This window comes from Paenibacillus dendritiformis, from assembly GCF_015845845.1.
Classification (GTDB): Bacteria; Bacillota; Bacilli; order Paenibacillales; family Paenibacillaceae; genus Paenibacillus_B; species Paenibacillus_B dendritiformis_C.
Map to the genome: position 1 here is coordinate 1 of NZ_LDIG01000153.1, position 16,216 is coordinate 16,216.

17 protein-coding genes and 1 pseudogene are annotated in these 16,216 nt (G+C 58.2%); 17 read left to right on the forward strand and 1 reads right to left on the reverse strand.

Going from position 1 to position 16,216, the window contains the following annotated elements; translation table 11 throughout:
- Positions 1-211 (reverse strand): annotated as a pseudogene (locus tag ABD76_RS14890) (IS1380 family transposase); the annotation flags it as partial.
- Positions 212-339: 128 nt separating this feature from the next.
- On the opposite strand from ABD76_RS14890, the gene ABD76_RS14895 reads away from it, so the two are divergent.
- The 17 genes from ABD76_RS14895 (at position 340) to ABD76_RS14975 (ending at position 16,210) form a co-directional block, all read left to right on the forward strand.
- Complete coding sequence (locus ABD76_RS14895) at positions 340-1,020, forward strand: CPBP family intramembrane glutamic endopeptidase (protein ID WP_197258055.1); 681 nt, start codon at positions 340-342, stop codon at positions 1,018-1,020.
- The gene (locus ABD76_RS14900) at positions 1,020-2,528 is read left to right on the forward strand and encodes an LTA synthase family protein (RefSeq protein WP_197258056.1); all 1,509 of its coding nucleotides are present in this window, start codon (positions 1,020-1,022) and stop codon (positions 2,526-2,528) included. The genes ABD76_RS14895 and ABD76_RS14900 overlap by 1 nt, the downstream gene beginning before the upstream one ends.
- Complete coding sequence (locus tag ABD76_RS14905) at positions 2,521-2,685, forward strand: hypothetical protein (RefSeq protein WP_197258057.1); 165 nt, start codon at positions 2,521-2,523, stop codon at positions 2,683-2,685. The genes ABD76_RS14900 and ABD76_RS14905 overlap by 8 nt, the downstream gene beginning before the upstream one ends.
- Positions 2,658-2,990 carry a sensor histidine kinase gene (locus ABD76_RS14910; protein WP_197258058.1) on the forward strand — a complete coding sequence of 111 codons (333 nt, stop codon included), beginning with the start codon at positions 2,658-2,660 and terminating at the stop codon, positions 2,988-2,990. The genes ABD76_RS14905 and ABD76_RS14910 overlap by 28 nt, the downstream gene beginning before the upstream one ends.
- Positions 2,990-3,625 carry a response regulator transcription factor gene (locus tag ABD76_RS14915; protein WP_197258059.1) on the forward strand — a complete coding sequence of 212 codons (636 nt, stop codon included), beginning with the start codon at positions 2,990-2,992 and terminating at the stop codon, positions 3,623-3,625. Before ABD76_RS14910 ends, ABD76_RS14915 begins: the two co-directional genes overlap by 1 nt.
- Before the next feature lie 654 nt (positions 3,626-4,279).
- Complete coding sequence (locus ABD76_RS14920) at positions 4,280-5,284, forward strand: ABC transporter substrate-binding protein (RefSeq protein WP_197258060.1); 1,005 nt, start codon at positions 4,280-4,282, stop codon at positions 5,282-5,284.
- A gap of 27 nt (positions 5,285-5,311) precedes the next feature.
- Positions 5,312-6,262 carry an ABC transporter permease subunit gene (locus tag ABD76_RS14925; RefSeq protein ID WP_197258061.1) on the forward strand — a complete coding sequence of 317 codons (951 nt, stop codon included), beginning with the start codon at positions 5,312-5,314 and terminating at the stop codon, positions 6,260-6,262.
- Complete coding sequence (locus tag ABD76_RS14930) at positions 6,249-7,037, forward strand: ABC transporter ATP-binding protein (RefSeq protein WP_197258062.1); 789 nt, start codon at positions 6,249-6,251, stop codon at positions 7,035-7,037. Before ABD76_RS14925 ends, ABD76_RS14930 begins: the two co-directional genes overlap by 14 nt.
- A gap of 86 nt (positions 7,038-7,123) precedes the next feature.
- On the forward strand, positions 7,124-8,212 hold the full coding sequence (pdhA, locus tag ABD76_RS14935) for a pyruvate dehydrogenase (acetyl-transferring) E1 component subunit alpha (protein WP_242069586.1): 1,089 nt from the start codon (positions 7,124-7,126) through the stop codon (positions 8,210-8,212).
- Positions 8,209-9,192, forward strand: a complete 984-nt coding sequence (locus ABD76_RS14940; RefSeq protein WP_197258064.1) for an alpha-ketoacid dehydrogenase subunit beta — start codon at positions 8,209-8,211, stop codon at positions 9,190-9,192. Before pdhA ends, ABD76_RS14940 begins: the two co-directional genes overlap by 4 nt.
- Before the next feature lie 22 nt (positions 9,193-9,214).
- Complete coding sequence (locus tag ABD76_RS14945) at positions 9,215-10,510, forward strand: dihydrolipoamide acetyltransferase family protein (protein WP_197258065.1); 1,296 nt, start codon at positions 9,215-9,217, stop codon at positions 10,508-10,510.
- Positions 10,511-11,953 (forward strand): dihydrolipoyl dehydrogenase, encoded by a 1,443-nt coding sequence (gene lpdA, locus ABD76_RS14950; RefSeq protein WP_197258066.1) that lies wholly within the window; start codon positions 10,511-10,513, stop codon positions 11,951-11,953.
- The gene (gene paaA, locus ABD76_RS14955; protein ID WP_197258067.1) at positions 11,946-12,929 is read left to right on the forward strand and encodes a 1,2-phenylacetyl-CoA epoxidase subunit PaaA; all 984 of its coding nucleotides are present in this window, start codon (positions 11,946-11,948) and stop codon (positions 12,927-12,929) included. The genes lpdA and paaA overlap by 8 nt, the downstream gene beginning before the upstream one ends.
- Entirely contained in the window at positions 12,926-13,267 is a 342-nt protein-coding gene (gene paaB / locus ABD76_RS14960) for a 1,2-phenylacetyl-CoA epoxidase subunit PaaB (protein ID WP_197258068.1), read from the forward strand. The genes paaA and paaB overlap by 4 nt, the downstream gene beginning before the upstream one ends.
- Before the next feature lies 1 nt (position 13,268).
- Entirely contained in the window at positions 13,269-14,102 is an 834-nt protein-coding gene (gene paaC, locus ABD76_RS14965; RefSeq protein WP_197258069.1) for a 1,2-phenylacetyl-CoA epoxidase subunit PaaC, read from the forward strand.
- Between the two features lie 15 nt (positions 14,103-14,117).
- Positions 14,118-14,618 carry a 1,2-phenylacetyl-CoA epoxidase subunit PaaD gene (gene paaD, locus ABD76_RS14970; protein WP_420901950.1) on the forward strand — a complete coding sequence of 167 codons (501 nt, stop codon included), beginning with the start codon at positions 14,118-14,120 and terminating at the stop codon, positions 14,616-14,618.
- Positions 14,619-14,749: 131 nt separating this feature from the next.
- Positions 14,750-16,210, forward strand: coding sequence for an NAD-dependent succinate-semialdehyde dehydrogenase (locus tag ABD76_RS14975; RefSeq protein WP_197258070.1), 1,461 nt, complete (start codon positions 14,750-14,752; stop codon positions 16,208-16,210).
- Positions 16,211-16,216: the final 6 nt, after the last annotated feature.

The window sequence follows — 16,216 nt, forward strand, 5'->3', positions numbered from 1 at the left end:
CAAAGTCACTTTTCCCTTGACAAAGTAGCCCCAGGTACGCGTAGACCACATCCGGGTGAGTGACCGTGGGTTGATGTACACCGGGAAGCGAGGAACGAGTCAAGCGCTTGGCAATCTGGGTATGGGAAAGGAGCAAGCCAATGAGGGCAAGACCGGAATGAGCGGTCAGCATCTCCACGGACTGATCCAGTTGAAAACGTACGGGTTTCATCAATGGCACCTCCGGGGTGAGTTAAAGAAATACGGGAATTCTTCCCTTTTTCCTTATTTTACTTTACCGGCGGCTCATTTTCTAACTTTTCTATGATTTCATTTCACGGATTCAGGTTTCCGTTGTTCATGCTACGATTTGCAGATAAGCTGACCTGGAAGGAAACTCTAACTTATCTGGGCTTCAGAAGGGAGTCTTTAAAAGGACTGCTGCTGGTCCTGCCGCTAATAACCCTGCTGTTCACCGCCTTATCCCTGCCTTACATGAAGTGGGTATTCCCGTCTTTATCCTCATTCCTGAACTCGATTCCGGCGCTTCATATGGGAGAGCGGCATATTTTCAACCAAGGATACTATGATTTTCCCTGGCCTTTGCTGCTGATTGGAATCATCGGGAATTTCATCGGAGAAGAAGTCTATTTCCGCGGTTATTTACTGAAGAAGATAGGCAGGCTGCGCTTTGATTGGCTGATCCTCAGCATTTTGTTCCAGTTCTATCATATGTGGCAAGCGCCGATGAACTGGGCTTTTATTCCGCTGGCGGTTATCATTCCTTGTGAAATCCTGGTCAAGCTGCGCAAAAACATATATGGAGCAATCCTGTTTCACATATTTGTTAATACGATATGGGGGCTATTACCCTTTATCTGGTCGGGGTGTAATTCGCCCTCATTGACATTATATTACCGGCGGACAAGCAATTTGCCGATATGTCGAAGGCGTCTCTGGTTAGAGCAAGCACGGCAGAGTTCATGCGCGGCGATGGCTCTGTCTATGAAATTCAGATCAAAACAGAAAGCAGAGATGTAATGCAAAGTGTATTCTCCATTGTGGCGGCAGCATTGTTGCAGATCATCGGCTTGCTGGCTTACTATAAAAATCCGGCTTCATCCACGGTTCGCCTATTTTGCTTGCTGAATTACGTAATGGCCATGGTTATTCTGACTGTATATTCTACCGAATTGCTTGTATCGGATTTGATTTTGTCGATCTGCTCGGTCTGGCTCCCTTATTTGCTGCTCTCTTTTTGCGTTTCGTTTGTACTGCGTGCGGTGCCTGCTTTGTGGTCAAAGGCCCTCTTTTTCTTCCGTCTGGCCTGCATTCTATTTTCTTGTTATACCATTTGGGCCGTAAGCCAGCATGAGATTCCCGGCTGGATTCGAGAAACGGTACATCTCGTTTTTATGATGACGCTGCTGTTTATCTTGCTCATGATCCGGCTATATTGGAGATCGCTGGATCGGGTGGAGAAAAATCATGCCCTGGGGCTGGGCGCCGGTCTATGCTTCAGCTTTCTGCCCTATCTGCTCCTGTATGCGATCCCGGATTTGCTGTGGAACGGGTACATTCTGGCTCCCGAATATGCGCTCATTGGTCTTGTGCCGTTGTCTGGCGTTTTTCTGTATATCCTTGACAAGCGCAGCATGGTGGATATGAACATCTATCTTCCCCGGCTGCTGGTTCACATCCTTTATTATGGAGGTGTCTTTCTTCTCATCGCCTTTGCCAATCGAATGGATCGTCCGGTTTGGACCGCAGTCTTATTTGGAGGCTTTGCTGCGGGGACCTTGGTGTACCGGAGAAGGCTTCGGCGGTCAAGACAACAGGCGGAAGGGCGCAAGGAGTGGTTGGAGCAGCAGAAGCTGAAGTTATCCATCCAGATTGCGGAGACCCGGAATATCCAGGATATTCTCAGCCTGATCAGCGACATGCTTCACCGTGTCGTAGATGTGGAAGGAGTCTGTATGGTCTGGCATGACGGGACTCGACTGGTTGTACACGGCACAGGCCGATACAAAGACATGATTGGCAAAGAACAAGACGCTCGCTGGATCGATCGCAGCTTCTGGGAAAGAGGCTTCGATTTCGAATATGTTGCCTCCATTTCCGACTTCGCCGGATTTTCCTGTACAGGATATTTGTGCATGGGTCCCAAGGGCAATTTGTCGCTGTTCTCCGTGGAAGAGAAGAGGCTGATCGACGAGATTGGCAGGGAAGCAGCACGGCTATTGACCAATGCCAGACTGCTGACCGGATTGCAGAAAGAGTTTCAACATACAAAAGAGCAGCACGCGTGTGATGCTCATCCTGTTCATGATGACATTCGGCAGATGAACTGTCTGTTAATGGAGGCTCAGCAAGCCGAGCGGGTTCGCCTTTCCTATTATCTGCATGATCGGCTGTTGCAGAATCTGATTTTCCTATCGAGAGATCTGGAGGAGATGGCGAATCACGGACGAGCTGATGACCGGCAGATCGCGTCCTGGCTGAAATGCCTCTATGAATCGCAGCAGGATATCCGGGCACTGTGTGGATGAGTTGTATCCGCATATTGTGGATAAAGCCGGGCTGGAGGAGTCCTTGCGCTGGCTGCTGCGGACTGCCGGAGAGAAGGGGGGCTGCGTGCAGCGCTATATTACGATTGGCCGGGAGAAGCGCCGGCCCCCTTGCTCAAGTCCAATCTTTTCCGAATGATCCGCGAGCTTGTCCATAATGTGCTGAAGCATGCCGAAGCCACGCAGCTTGATGTTCGCGTCAAGCGGGTAGAGAATGAGGGAATATGCTGCACGGTAAGCGATGACGGCAAAGGCTTCGATGCAGGTGCTTTTCAGGAACACATCGGATCCCGGGAAGGCGCGCATCTTGGACTTATCTCGGTCAACAGCCAGATCGATTATCTTGGCGGAGAGATGGAGCTTCATTCTGCACCGGGAGAGGGTGCCAGGATTACACTGCGGCTGCGGACTCCAGCTTCATGTGAAATAGGAGGGAACGCATAATGGCAACGGAAATCAAGGTTGTCTTGCTTGATGATCATCCCCTTGTGATAGATGCATTGAAACACCGACTGGAGCAGGAAGAAGATATTCGCGTAACGGGAACGTTTGCCGATCCGCGCCTCTTGCTGGAGCAAATCCGCCGGAATAAGCCGGATGTGCTGGTGATGGATATTTCCATGCCGCATATGGACGGCTTTCAGTTGGCTGTTCTGTTGAAGAAGGAATATGGTTCTGCTCTTAAAATCATCATGCTGTCTGGTTATACGTATGAAGAGTTTTATTTGAAGGCCTATGAGATTGGCGTGAACGCTTATTTGTCCAAGCAGGCTTCCTACGTGCAAATTATTAATGCGATTCGGCAGAGCCTGGCAGGTCATATGCTGGTTCCTGAACGTCTGTTCGGAGCTTATGGGCAGGATAAGCTGACGCCCACGGAGCGTGAGGTGCTGGTTAGGGTTTCACGGGAGATGAGCAATAAGGAGATTGCCAGAGAACTCGGCATCAGCCAGCGGACAGTGGAATACCATCTAACCTCCATTCTTCAGAAACTGCGGGTCAAATCGCGAGTGGGGGCGGTGGCCAAAGGATATGAGCTGGGGCTGATTGGAGCTGCCGGTTCAAATCATCAACAATAGAATGGGTGTACGAGAAACATTGCGGCATCATTTTGATGACGTGTTGGCAAGAGGATTTTGAAACAGGGGATACCATTCTAGTAGCCGAATCTTTGGAAACTCTGATCAGAGACTTACGAATCTGTATATAAGTATATGTTCAATCGACCTTGATTGGCTCTAAGCCTTTCAAGTTTTTTTGTTTTATAACGTATGCTATAACATAAATCACATTTTCTATTTTAAATGTGTCCAAATATTGACACTCATTATAACACCATGATATTATAAGGTTAAAATAACGCACCATCGAAAAAACGTATTATAATTTTGCGATGGACCTCATGAAGAACCTCGATATCCGATTGCAAGCTCCAGCTCGACAACGCGCATCTACGATAACTTTACACGTTTACGCAACATCACCGCATCTAAGCTATCAGGCAGCAGCGCTAAGCCTCGGAGGCAAGCGCAGTCACATCATCCTTCCATGCGAACGCGCACACAGACCTGCACGAACGAACTTTCCATGAAGCATCAGAGGAACACATTTCATGTCTCGATGACCGCAAGAGAGCTTTTACACTCAGACAACTCGCCAATACGCTTTTTTATCTATTTCTTATCTTGAAAGCGCAAACAATTACAATCCTTATTGTAAAGGAGCGAGATTGGATGAAACCGTTTTTTTCGATTGTTATGGTTTGTTCGCTCCTGCTGCTGGCGGCATGCGGGAACTCGAGCGAACCGAAGGACATGGGCAAGAATGACGACGGCAAGAAGATGGTCAAGATCGGCATTGCGCAGTACGCGAATCACCCTTCGCTGGATGGGGCGAGGGAAGGCTTTTTGCAGGCGCTGAAGGATGCCGGTTACGAGGAAAATGTCAATTTGCAAGTGGACTTCCACAATGCGCAGGGTGACATGAACAACAACCTCACGATAGCCCAAAAGCTGGTCGGCGACAAAAACGACCTGATCCTGGCGATCGCCACGCCGACCGCGCAGGCGGTTGCGAAGGCGACGAAAGACATCCCCGTTCTGTTCACGGCCGTGACGGATCCGGTCGCGTCGAAGCTGGTCGACAGTCTCGAGAAGCCGGGAGGGAATGTGACAGGGACGCGCGACACGAATCCGGACGCGATCAAGAAGACGATGGAGACGATCAAGAAATTTTTCCCCGAGGCCCGCAAGATAGGCGTCATTTACAATTCCGGCGAGCAGAATTCCGTCGTCAACATCGCTAACGTCAAGCAGGTGCTGCAAGAAGGCGGATTGGAGACGATCGAGGCCACCGTGACGAACAGCTCCGAGGTGAAGCAGGCCGCCGATTCGCTGGTAGGGCGCGCGGATATCATCTATCTCACGTCGGATAATACGGTCATTTCGGCGCTCAGCTCCGTTGTGTCGGTCGCGAATGACAAGGACATTCCGCTGATCTGCGAGAGCAGTGAATCGGTGGGGGAAGGCGCGTTCGCATCGATCGGATTCCAGTACTACGATCTGGGCTACACGACAGGCAAAATGGCGGTGGAGGTGCTGAAGGGCGCATCGCCGGCAGACATCCCCGTCCAGTTCTCCGAGAAGCTCGATCTGATGATTAATCCGAAGGCGGCGGAGGCGCAAGGAATTACATTGACGGATGAGATGACACAAGGCGCAATCCTGATTGAGAAATAAGTCGTTCCAAATTAGGAGGATGCTATCGTGCTGTATGCGCTGACGGGTTCTTTGGAAGCAGGGGTCATTTACGCGTTGATGGCCCTGGGCGTTTACTTGACGTTTCGGATTCTTGACTTTCCCGATTTGACCGTCGACGGCAGCTTTGCCACCGGCGGCGCCGTGGCGGCGCTCATGATTACGTCCGGCTATTCCCCGCTGCTCGCCACATTGGGCGCGCTGCTCGCGGGATGCGCAGCAGGAACCGTAACCGGCCTGCTGCATACGAAAGGGAAAATCAATACGCTGCTATCCGGCATTATTTCGATGATTGCTTTATATTCGATCAATTTGCGGATTATGGGCAAGGCGAATACGCCGCTTTTGGGAGAAACCACCTTGTTCACGCAGCTTGACTCCTTCTTGTCCAGCCTGCAGCCGCTTGCCATTTTGGCCGCTGTAGGAATATTCGTCCTGCTCATCAAATGGGCCATCGACTGGTTCCTGGATACGGAGATCGGCTTGGCGATTCGCGCCACCGGCGATAATGCGAAAATGATCCGCAGCCTCTCCGCGAACACCGACAATATGAAAATTATCGGGCTGAGCCTGTCCAACGGATTGGTAGCGCTATCCGGCGCTCTTATCGCCCAATATCAAGAATTTGCGGATGTCTCGATGGGGATCGGAATTATTATCATCGGCTTGGCTTCCGTCATTATGGGGGAAGCCGTCTTCGGCCACGCCTCCATTCGGCGGGCGACCTTCGCCGTAATCGGAGGAGCCATCGTCTATCGTCTCATTATTATGCTCGCTCTCCGCATCGGGTTGGATCCGAATGACCTGAAGCTGCTGACCGCCGCGATTGTGGTCGCCGCCCTTGTCATGTCGCGGGTTCTCGCTACATGGAAAGACAGACGGGTGAAGTCCTCTCCGGAAGATGTTCCGCATGTGGCCATCGACCAGGGAGCAAGGGGGGAAAGCCATGCTGAAACTTGACGGGGTTCGGAAAGTGTTCAACCGCAGGACGGCGAGCGAGAAAATCGCTCTGCAGCATATAAATCTGACGCTTCGCGAGGGCGACTTCGTGACGATTATCGGTTCCAATGGAGCCGGCAAGTCCACGCTGATGAATATTATCTCCGGCGGGATGGCGCCGGATAGCGGGACCATCGAAATTGACGGCGAGAACGTGACCGGTCTCTCCGAATTCGAGCGCTCGCGCAAGATCGGACGCGTGTTCCAGGATCCGATGGCCGGGACGGCGCCGACGATGACGATCGAGGAGAATCTGGCGGTCGCCTTCTCTCGCGACAAAAGACGCACCTTGCACCGGGGCGTGAACAAGAAGCGGAAGGAGTTGTTCCGGGAAAGCTTGGCTTCGCTGCATCTCGGCCTTGAGGACCGGCTGTCGGCCAAAGCGGGACTCCTGTCGGGCGGCGAGCGGCAGGCGCTCAGTCTGCTGATGGCGACCTTCACGCAGCCGAAGGTGCTGCTGCTGGATGAGCATACGGCCGCGCTTGATCCGGCCAGGGCGCAGTTGATTACGGCGCTGACGAAGGAGGTCGTCGAGCGCTCCAACTTCACGACGCTGATGGTTACCCACAATATGCAGCAAGCCATCGAGCTCGGCAATCGCCTGATCATGATGGACGCCGGGGAAATTATTTTGGATGTGCGGGAAGAGGAGAAGAAGCAGCTGACGATCGAGGTGTTGTTGAAAAAATTCGCCCAGTTGAAGGGAGTGGCGGATGACCGCTTGCTATTGGGATAGCTAAAAAGGGGAAGGGAGCGGTAATGATGATTCAAAGTCAGGGGCATCCGTCTGCCCCGCCAATCGAAGAGCAGCCAGGAGCGGAGATGCGGCATGAAGACATGCGCGGGCTGCTTGAGCCCTATCAGGTGCTGGCGCCGGACGGTGAGCTTCGCCACCCTATCGAGGGGGCCATTGACGAGGATCTGATGATACAAATGTACGAGAACATGGTGCTGACGAGAATGTTCGATCGGAAGGCGGTCAACCTGCAAAGGCAGGGCCGAATGGGCACGTACGCCCCTTATGAAGGCCAGGAAGCCTCGCAGGTGGGGAGCGCGCTGGCGCTGTCCCCCCATGATTGGCTGTTCCCCAGCTATCGCGATCACGCTGCCGCGGTGACGCATGGGCAGTCGCTTACCCGCGTCCTGCTCTATTGGATGGGGCATATGGAAGGCTCCATCAGTCCGGAAGGCCGCCATATTATGCCGCCGTGCGTGCCGATAGCCACGCATTTGACGCATGCCGTAGGCACGGCTTGGGCCGCCAAGCTGAAGGGGGAGAGGCAGGCGAGCATCGTGTACTTCGGCGAAGGGGCGACCTCGGAAGGAGACTTTCACGAGGCTTTGAATTTTGCCGGGGTGTACCAGACGGCCACCGTCTTCTTCTGTCAAAATAACGGCTACGCGATCAGCGTGCCGTTCCATGCGCAGTCCGCTTCCCGGACGATCGCCCAGCGCGCGGCCGCCTACGACATGCCGGGGGTGCGGGTGGACGGCAACGATGTGTTCGCCGTATGGCTGACCGTGCGCGAGGCGCTTGAGCGCGGCTTGAACGGCGGCGGGCCGACGCTTATCGAGGCGGTCACGTTCCGTTACGGGCCGCATACGACCAGCGACGATCCGCGCAAATACCGCGACCAGGCCCGGATCTCCGCCGAATGGAGGGAGCGGCGCGATCCGATAGAGCGTCTGAAGCTGTATCTCGTGAAGCGGGGCGCGTGGAGCGAGGAGCATGAGGCGCGCCTGATGGAGCGGGTCAGCGCCCTGATCGAAGCCGCGGTCGACGAGGCCGAGAGCTATCCGAAGTCCCGGCCCGAAGATATGTTCATGCACGTAAGCGCCGATATGCTGTGGCCTGTGGCCGAGCAGCGGGAACAGAGCGGCCTGTGTGCGGAAAGGCAGGGTGAAGCATGAGCCGGAGCTTAACGATACTGCAAGCGATTCATGAAGCGCTCGATCAGAAGCTGGCGGACGATCGGCGCGTCATGCTGACGGGCGAAGACATCGGCGTCAACGGCGGCGTGTTCCGGGCGACCGACGGGCTGATCGACAAGTACGGCAAGGAACGGGTCGTCGACACGCCGCTGGCCGAAGCCGGCATTATCGGCTCGGCTATCGGGCTGGCGCTGAACGGGTTCATTCCGGTCGTCGAAATTCAATTTTTGGCTTTCATTTACCCCGGCTTCGAGCAGATTGTGACCCATGCGGCCCGCATGAGGTACCGGACGCGGGGGCAGTACAGCGTCCCGCTCGTCATCCGCACGCCGTACGGGGCGGGTATCCGCGGGCCGGAGCTTCATTCGGAGAGCGTGGAAGCGTTCTTCGTTCATACGCCCGGACTCAAGGTGGTCGTGCCGAGCAATCCATACGATGCCAAAGGCCTGCTCATCAGTGCCATCGAGGCTCCCGATCCGGTTGTGTTTCTGGAGCCGGCCCGGATCTACCGCGCCTTCAAGGCGGAAGTCCCGGAGGAGATGTACCGCATTCCGCTGGGCAAGGCGAATATCGTCCGGGAAGGCGAAGACGTGACGATGATCGCATGGGGGGCCATGATGCGGGTGGCGCTGGAAGCGGCCCGGCAGCTGGAGCGGGAGAAGGGCTGGTCCTGCGAGGTCATCGATCTTCGCTCGCTCTATCCGCTCGATCGGGATACGATTGCGGCGTCCGTGAAGAAGACGGGGCGGGCCGTAATTGTTCATGAGGCGCATAAGACGGCCGGCGTCGGCGCGGAGATCGTCTCGCTGATCAATGACGAAGCCCTGATGTATTTGCGGGCTCCGATTCAGCGGATTACCGGCTTCGACGTGCCGGTTCCGCAGTTCTCGCTCGAGGACGTCTATGTTCCGACGGTCGAGCGGGTGAGAGAGGGAATCGCCGCAGCGATTCAGTTCTGACCGTTCAGGAGGAGGAACGCGAATGATAGAGTTCAAGCTTCCCGACGTGGGAGAAGGCATTCACGAAGGGGAGATCGGGAAATGGCTGATTAAGGAAGGGGAGCGGGTGGCCTGCGATCAGCCGATCGTCGAGGTGCTGACCGACAAAGTCAACGCCGAGCTGACCGCTCCGGCGGGGGGCGTCGTGCGCAAGCTGATGTTCGCCGAGGGGGACGCTGTCCGGGTAGGCGAGGTGCTGTTCGTTCTCGAAGCGGAGGGACGCATCCCTGTGGAGGAAGCGGGGAAAGCGGAGCAGGCCGCTTCCGCGGTCGCCGCCCCTCCGCCTCCGCTTGCGTCGTCCGTGCCGCCGGCGGCCCCCGCGGCCCCGGCAGGAAGAGTTCGCGCGGCCCCCTATGTTCGCCAGCTTGCGCGGCAGTTGAATGTCGACATTGAGCAGGTGAAGGGGGGCGGAGCGGACGGCCGCATTACCGAAGAGGATGTGCGGCGCCATGCCTCGGCCGGCACTGCCAAGGAAGCGGAAGGCCCTGATCTGCCGCAGGCGAATGCGGTTCCGCCTGCGCGGGAGCGGATGGAGGCCGCTGCCCGGCCGCAAGGTTCCGCATCGGCCTCCGCTTCCGCCGAGGAACGGATTCCGCTGCGGGGCGTGCGCCTGAAGATCGCCGAAAGGCTGGTCAAGGCGGCGACCATCATCCCGCATGTCACGCAGGTGGATGAACTGGAGGCCGATGCGCTGAAGGCGCTCCGGGAACGCCTTCAGCCGCTGGCGGCCGAACGGCAGGTGAAATTGACGTACTTGCCGTTTTTTATCAAGGCGATCGTCATCGCGCTCAAGGAATTTCCAACCTTCAACGCCTCGCTCGACGATGAGACGAAGGAAATCGTCTTGAAGCGCTATTACCATATCGGAATTGCGACCGATACGCCGGACGGCCTGATCGTCCCGGTCATCCGGGACGCCGACCGGAAAACGGTCTTCGAGCTGGCGGAAGAGATCGGGCGCCTGGCGGAGCGGGCCCGCGCCGGGAAGCTGGCGCTGGAGCAGATTACCGGCGGCACCTTCACGATTAGCAACGTCGGCCCGATCGGCAGTCTGCTCGCGACGCCGATCATTAATCATCCGGAGGCGGCCATTCTGGCGCTGCACAAGATGGAGCCGCGCATGGTCGTCCGCAACGGGGAAGGCGTCATTCGCCTCATGATGAATATGGCGCTCTCCTTCGACCACCGGCTGATCGACGGGGCGGAGGCGATTCGGTTCACGAACCGGATCAAGCGGCTGCTGGAGCAGCCAGAATTCCTATGGGCGGAGATGGTATAGATGGTCGTCGGCGAAATTGCAGTAGAAACGGATGTTGTTGTCATTGGCGGCGGCCCGGGCGGGTATGCGGCCGCCATCCGGCTGGGCCAATTGGGGAAATCGGTCGTGCTGGCGGAGAAAGAGGAACTCGGCGGCGTCTGTCTTCATTCGGGCTGCATTCCATCCAAAGCGTTGATTCATGCGGCCGGACTGTATGACGACGCCCGGTCGGCCTCCAAGCTGGGGCTGCGGCTGGACCCGGAGGCGCTTGCCTTCGATATGTCCGTCTGGCAGCAGTGGAAATCCGGCATCGTCGGCAAGCTGCGAAGCGGAGTGGCGCACTTGTGCGCCGCTAACGGGGTTACGGTCGTGAAGGGGAGTGCCGTCTTCCTGTCCCCCGACCGCGTCGGGGTGGAGACGGAATCCGGCTTCGAGACCTACAAGTTCCGGGAGGCGATCATCGCGACGGGATCGCGGCCATATATCCCGGCATTCGCGGCGGAGGGCGGTCCCCGTATCCTCACCTCGACGGAGGCGCTGGAGTTGGAGAATCTGCCGGAGCGGCTGGCCATTATCGGGAGCGGCTATATCGGCATCGAATTGGGCATGGCCTTCGCCAAGCTCGGATGCCGCGTGACGCTCATCGAGCGGGAGGAACGCATCCTCCCGCTGGTGGACGGCAGCCTCGCTGCGGAAGTGAAGCGGCGCGCCGGCAAGCTGGGGATGGTCATCAAGACGGGGACGGAAGTGCGCGCGGCTGTCGAACAGGACGATCATGTCGAACTCCGCCTCGAATCGCGGCGGCATGGAGAGGAGAGCGTCCTCTGCGACAAGGTGCTGGTAACGGCCGGACGCGTGCCGAACACGGAGGGGCTCGGCCTCAGCCAGGCGGGGGTGCAGGTGGATGAGCGCGGCTATGTTCCGGTCGATGCGGAGTGCCGGACGAATGTGAGCCACATCTTCGCCATTGGGGATATTACGCCGGGGCCCGCGCTCGCCCATCGCGCCGCGAGACAGGGCACGGTCGCCGCGGAGGTGATCGGCGGACTGCCTAGCGCCTTCGACTCGCCTTATGTGCCATACGTTATTTTCTCCGATCCGCAGATTGCGGGCGTGGGGCTGACGCGGGCGGAAGCCGAGCGGCAGGGCATGAAGGTGAAGACGGGCCGCTTCCCGTTCCGCGCCAACGGTTACGCGCTGGCGGCCGGGAAGACGGACGGCTTCGCGGAAGTAGTCGTCGAAGCGGATTCCGGCCTGCTGCTGGGCATGCACGCGGTCGGCGCGGATGCCGGCAGCTTAATCGGCCAGGGCGCGCTCGCCCTCGAAATGGCGGCGAGAGCGGAAGACGTCGCCATGACGGTACATCCGCACCCGACGCTTAGCGAAGGCTGGCTGGAAGCGGCCGCCGCCGCCTTGGGGCATGCCATACACATTGTGAACGAGAGGAGGCTGGAAGATGAGTAATCGGACGGACCCGGATAGAGCACCGGACGACGAGCGTCTGGCGCATTTTCTGAACCGAATTGACCGGGGCGACAAGATTGAAGCGGACGATTGGATGCCAGACGATTACCGCAACCAGTTAATCAAGCTGATATCGATGCACGGCGTGAGTGAAATTATGGGGGCGCTCCCGGAGAAGGAATGGGTCCCGAAGGCCCCGACGCTGCGCCGCAAGCTGGCGATCATGGCCAAGGTGCAGGATGAGATGGGGCATGGACAACTGCTGCTGCGCGTCGCGGAGGATCTGATGGCGCCGCTCGGCCAGACCCGCGAGGATCTGCTGCGCAATCTGTTCTCGGGGAAGCTGAAGTTCCACAACGTGTTCCATATGGAGGCGCCTACATGGGCGGATGCCGGCGTTATCGCCTGGCTCGTCGACGGCGCGGCGATCATTACCCAGACGATGTCGCTGGAGACGTCCTACGCGCCGTACGCCCGCGCGCTCCAGCGCATCTGCGCGGAAGAGAAATTCCATGCGCAGCACGGGGAGAGCATCGTGCTGGAGCTGGCCGAAGGGACGCCGGCGCAGCGCCGGATGCTGCAGGAGGCCGTGAACCGCTGGTGGCCTTCCTTGCTGATGTTCTTCGGCCCGCCGGAAGGAGGCACCGTGTCCAGCAATCAGCAGCTGAACATGCGCTACAAGATTCGCACGCAGACGAACGAGGAGCTGCGGCAGGCCTTTTTCGATAAATATGTGAACCGGATTTTTCATCTGGGCTTGACGCTTCCGGACGATACGATCCGCTATGACGAAGCGGAGGGTATCTGGCATTACCGGCAGCCCGACTGGGACCGGTTCGTGCAGATTGTGCGCGGGAACGGGCCCTGCTCGGCACAGCGGCTGCGGCTGCGGAAGACATCCTACGAAGAGGCGAAATGGGTGCGCGACGCGATGCTGGCGCCCCGCACACTCTATGCGGCGGGAGGGGCGATATGAACAGCGAACGGAAGGAGCAATTTTCTATTTACGAGGTATTCAGCCAGAAGAGCCCCTCTGCCGGCTTCGCGCACCAGTTCAGCTTGCTGGCGCCCAATCCGGAAGCCGCGCTCCTGATGGCGCGGGAGAACTTCATGCGGCGCGAGCCCTGCATCAATATCTGGGTCGTGAACCGCGACGATATTCACGGGCTGACGCCGGAGGAACGGGCGAGTCTCGAACGGTTGGACAACAAAAGCTACCGCGAGACGAAGGGCTACGGCGATGTGCAGTCGAGGTGGCGCCGCCACAAGGAAGCGTACGAGAGCAAGGCGGATATCGCACGGAAGGAGGGCTGACATGGCAGGGCATATTGGTGCAAAGTCGGCGGAAGAGGCCAAGCGCAGCCCGGAATATGCGCGGGCCTTGCAGGAATTGTTGTTTCAGATTGCAGACGATGACTATATTTTGGCTTACCGGGGATCGGAATGGCTGGGGCTGGCCCCTCACATCGAAGAAGATGTCGCCTTTTCGTCGATGGCGCAGGACATGATGGGGCATGCGGCGATGCTGTACGGGATGCTGGAGGAGCTGGGAGCCGGCAAGGCGGATGATCTGGCGCATTTGCGCAGCCCGGAGGCGTTCCGCAATGCCATTCTGGCCGAGCGTCCGAACGGACCGGGCGAATATGCGGATGAGCCGCATTATGACTGGGCTTACGCAATTGCCCGCTGCTGCCTGTACGGCCTGTTCAAGGACATCCGGCTGGAAGCGCTGACCCGCTCTTCGTATGTGCCGCTGGCGCAGACGGCATGCAAAATGCGGCGCGAGCATCACTATCACCGGCGGTATTGGCGCTCTTGGTTCATGCGGCTGGCAGACAGCACGGACGAGGCGCGTTTGCGCTTGAACGCGGCCGTGGCCCGGGTGTGGGGCGATGTCGGAAGCCTGTTCCCGCTTGGCAGCGAGGAAGAGGCGATCGTCCGCTTCGGGCTGAGCATAGGCGGGGACGAATTGGCCTGGCGCTGGAAGGCGGCGGCGCAGAGCTTGTTCGAAGCGAGCGGACTCGCTTGGCCGGGAGACTGGGCCATCCCTGCCAGGAATGGACGGGATGGGCAGCATACCGATGATCTGGCGCAAGCCGTCGCCACCTTGTCGGAGGTGTACCGGATTGACCCGGCGGCTGGCTGGTAAAGGAGGCGGTTCGTGGTGACGCAGCATACCCGGCAGATGCCGACGGGGCTCGAAGAACGAATCTGGACCCTGCTGCAGGAGGTTAAAGATCCGGAAATCCCCGTCATCAGCATGAGCGAGATGGGCATGATTCACAGGGTGGTGATCGGCGAGGGGGCGGTGGAAGTGGAGGTGCTGCCGACCTTTATCGGTTGTCCCGCTCTGGAGATGATGAAGAGCGAAATTCAGGAGAAGCTGCTCTCCATCGCGGGCGTGGGCGAGGCAAACGTCCGGTTCCTGCAGGAGCCGGCCTGGACCTCGGATCGGATCAGCGACGAAGGCCGGGAGAAGCTGCGTTCGTTCGGCATTGTTGCCCCGCCGCGCGACTGTGCGCCGGGCGAGGAGTGGGAAGTGCGTTGCCCCTACTGCGATTCGCCGCACACCCGCATGGACAATATGTTCGGTCCTGCGGCTTGCCGCAGCATTTTATATTGCAAGCACTGCAAAAATCCATTTGAAGCCTTGAAAGTGTTATGAGGATTAAGCGCAAACCTAGGCGAGTAACAGCCAAGGAAGGGCAAGCAACGGGCAAGAAAAATATCGCGCACGAATGCGCGGCCTCTGAAGCGCATCCGGCTGCAGAGGAAGAGGGAGGGTATCCGGTTACGATGGAAAAAAGCATGCAGACCGTGGAAGTGAAGTCGATGTTCATCAACGGAGAATGGATGCAGGCGCAGGGCGGCGGCACGCTCCGCGTCATCAATCCGGCCACCGGGGAGGAGGTCGGTACGGTAAGCTATGGCGACGGCACGGACGCGAGAGCCGCTATTGAGGCGGCCCATCAAGCCTTCCCAGGCTGGTCCCGTCTGACCGCCCGCGAGCGATCGAAATATTTGTATCAACTATATGAATTAGTGCGGAGCCACCGCGATGAGCTGGCAGGCATCATCTCGGCCGAGATGGGCAAGCCGCTGCGGGAGGCCAAGGGCGAAGTGCTGGGGGCTGCCGACAACTTCATGTGGTATGCGGAGGAAGCGAAGCGGGTGTACGGCGAGACGATTCCGTCTTCCGTGCCGAACAAGCGGATTATGGTCAGCCGTCAGCCGGTCGGCGTCGTCGGGGCCATCACGCCATGGAACTTCCCGGTCAATATGGTGGCGCGGAAGATTGCGCCCGCGCTGGCCGCAGGGTGCACCGTCGTCTTGAAGCCGGCGGAGAGCACGCCGCTGAGCGCGATTCGGCTGTTCGAGCTGATTGCGCAAGCCGGCTTCCCTGCCGGAGTCGCCAACCTGGTCATCGGCCAGCCGGAGGCGGTCGGCCAGGAACTGCTCGACAATCCGAAGGTGCGCAAAATCGCCTTCACCGGCTCGACGCGCGTCGGCAAGCTGCTGATGGAAGGGGCGGCCAAGCACGTCAAGCGGGTGAGCCTGGAATTGGGCGGGCATGCGCCATTCATCGTGTTCGAGGATGCGGATCTGGATGCGGCGGTGGCGGGCTTGTTCGAAAGCAAGTTCCGCAACTCGGGGCAGATGTGCATCTGCACGAATCGCCTGTATGTGCACGAATCCGTGGCGGAGGCGTTCAGCGCCAAGCTGGTCGAACGGCTGAGCAAGGCGAAGGTCGGCGACGGCCGCAGCAAAGAGACGGAAATCGGCCCGCTCGTCAATCAACGGGCGCTCGATAAAGTGCTCCGCCATATCCAGGATGCCCGGGACAAAGGCGGGCAGGTCGTATTCGGCGGCAAGCGCTTGACGGAGGGCGAATACGGCAAAGGCTTCTATTGCGAGCCGACCGTGATTGCCGGCGTGACCAAGGAGATGGAGATTGCAGCCGAGGAGACGTTCGGTCCGGTGGTGCCGATGATGACGTTCACGGACGAAGCCGCGGTCATCGAGCTGGCGAATGACACGCCATACGGCTTGGCCGCCTATGTGTATACGCGTGACAACAGCCGCTGTTTCCGTCTCGCGGAGGCGCTGGAATACGGCATCGTAGGCATTAACGACGGTTCGCCGACGCAGACGCAGGCGCCGTTCGGCGGCTGGAAGGAGAGCGGGCTCGGCCTGGAGGGCGGACGATACGGGATGGACGCCTTTTTGGAGACGAAGTTCGTCTCGTTCGGGATGTAAGGAGAT

What these genes read in the sequence shown, in the direction of transcription:
- ABD76_RS14900 (WP_197258056.1), top strand. Translation starts at nt 1,020, where the DNA reads ATGCAAAGTGTATTCTCCATTGTGGCGGCAGCATTGTTGCAGATCATC.
- ABD76_RS14940 (WP_197258064.1), top strand. Translation starts at nt 8,209, where the DNA reads ATGAGCCGGAGCTTAACGATACTGCAAGCGATTCATGAAGCGCTCGAT.
- pdhA (WP_242069586.1), top strand. Translation starts at nt 7,124, where the DNA reads ATGCGGCATGAAGACATGCGCGGGCTGCTTGAGCCCTATCAGGTGCTG.
- ABD76_RS14915 (WP_197258059.1), top strand. Translation starts at nt 2,990, where the DNA reads ATGGCAACGGAAATCAAGGTTGTCTTGCTTGATGATCATCCCCTTGTG.
- ABD76_RS14945 (WP_197258065.1), top strand. Translation starts at nt 9,215, where the DNA reads ATGATAGAGTTCAAGCTTCCCGACGTGGGAGAAGGCATTCACGAAGGG.
- paaA (WP_197258067.1), top strand. Translation starts at nt 11,946, where the DNA reads ATGAGTAATCGGACGGACCCGGATAGAGCACCGGACGACGAGCGTCTG.
- lpdA (WP_197258066.1), top strand. Translation starts at nt 10,511, where the DNA reads ATGGTCGTCGGCGAAATTGCAGTAGAAACGGATGTTGTTGTCATTGGC.
- ABD76_RS14975 (WP_197258070.1), top strand. Translation starts at nt 14,750, where the DNA reads ATGGAAAAAAGCATGCAGACCGTGGAAGTGAAGTCGATGTTCATCAAC.
- ABD76_RS14895 (WP_197258055.1), top strand. Translation starts at nt 340, where the DNA reads ATGCTACGATTTGCAGATAAGCTGACCTGGAAGGAAACTCTAACTTAT.
- paaC (WP_197258069.1), top strand. Translation starts at nt 13,269, where the DNA reads ATGGCAGGGCATATTGGTGCAAAGTCGGCGGAAGAGGCCAAGCGCAGC.
- paaB (WP_197258068.1), top strand. Translation starts at nt 12,926, where the DNA reads ATGAACAGCGAACGGAAGGAGCAATTTTCTATTTACGAGGTATTCAGC.
- ABD76_RS14930 (WP_197258062.1), top strand. Translation starts at nt 6,249, where the DNA reads ATGCTGAAACTTGACGGGGTTCGGAAAGTGTTCAACCGCAGGACGGCG.
- ABD76_RS14920 (WP_197258060.1), top strand. Translation starts at nt 4,280, where the DNA reads ATGAAACCGTTTTTTTCGATTGTTATGGTTTGTTCGCTCCTGCTGCTG.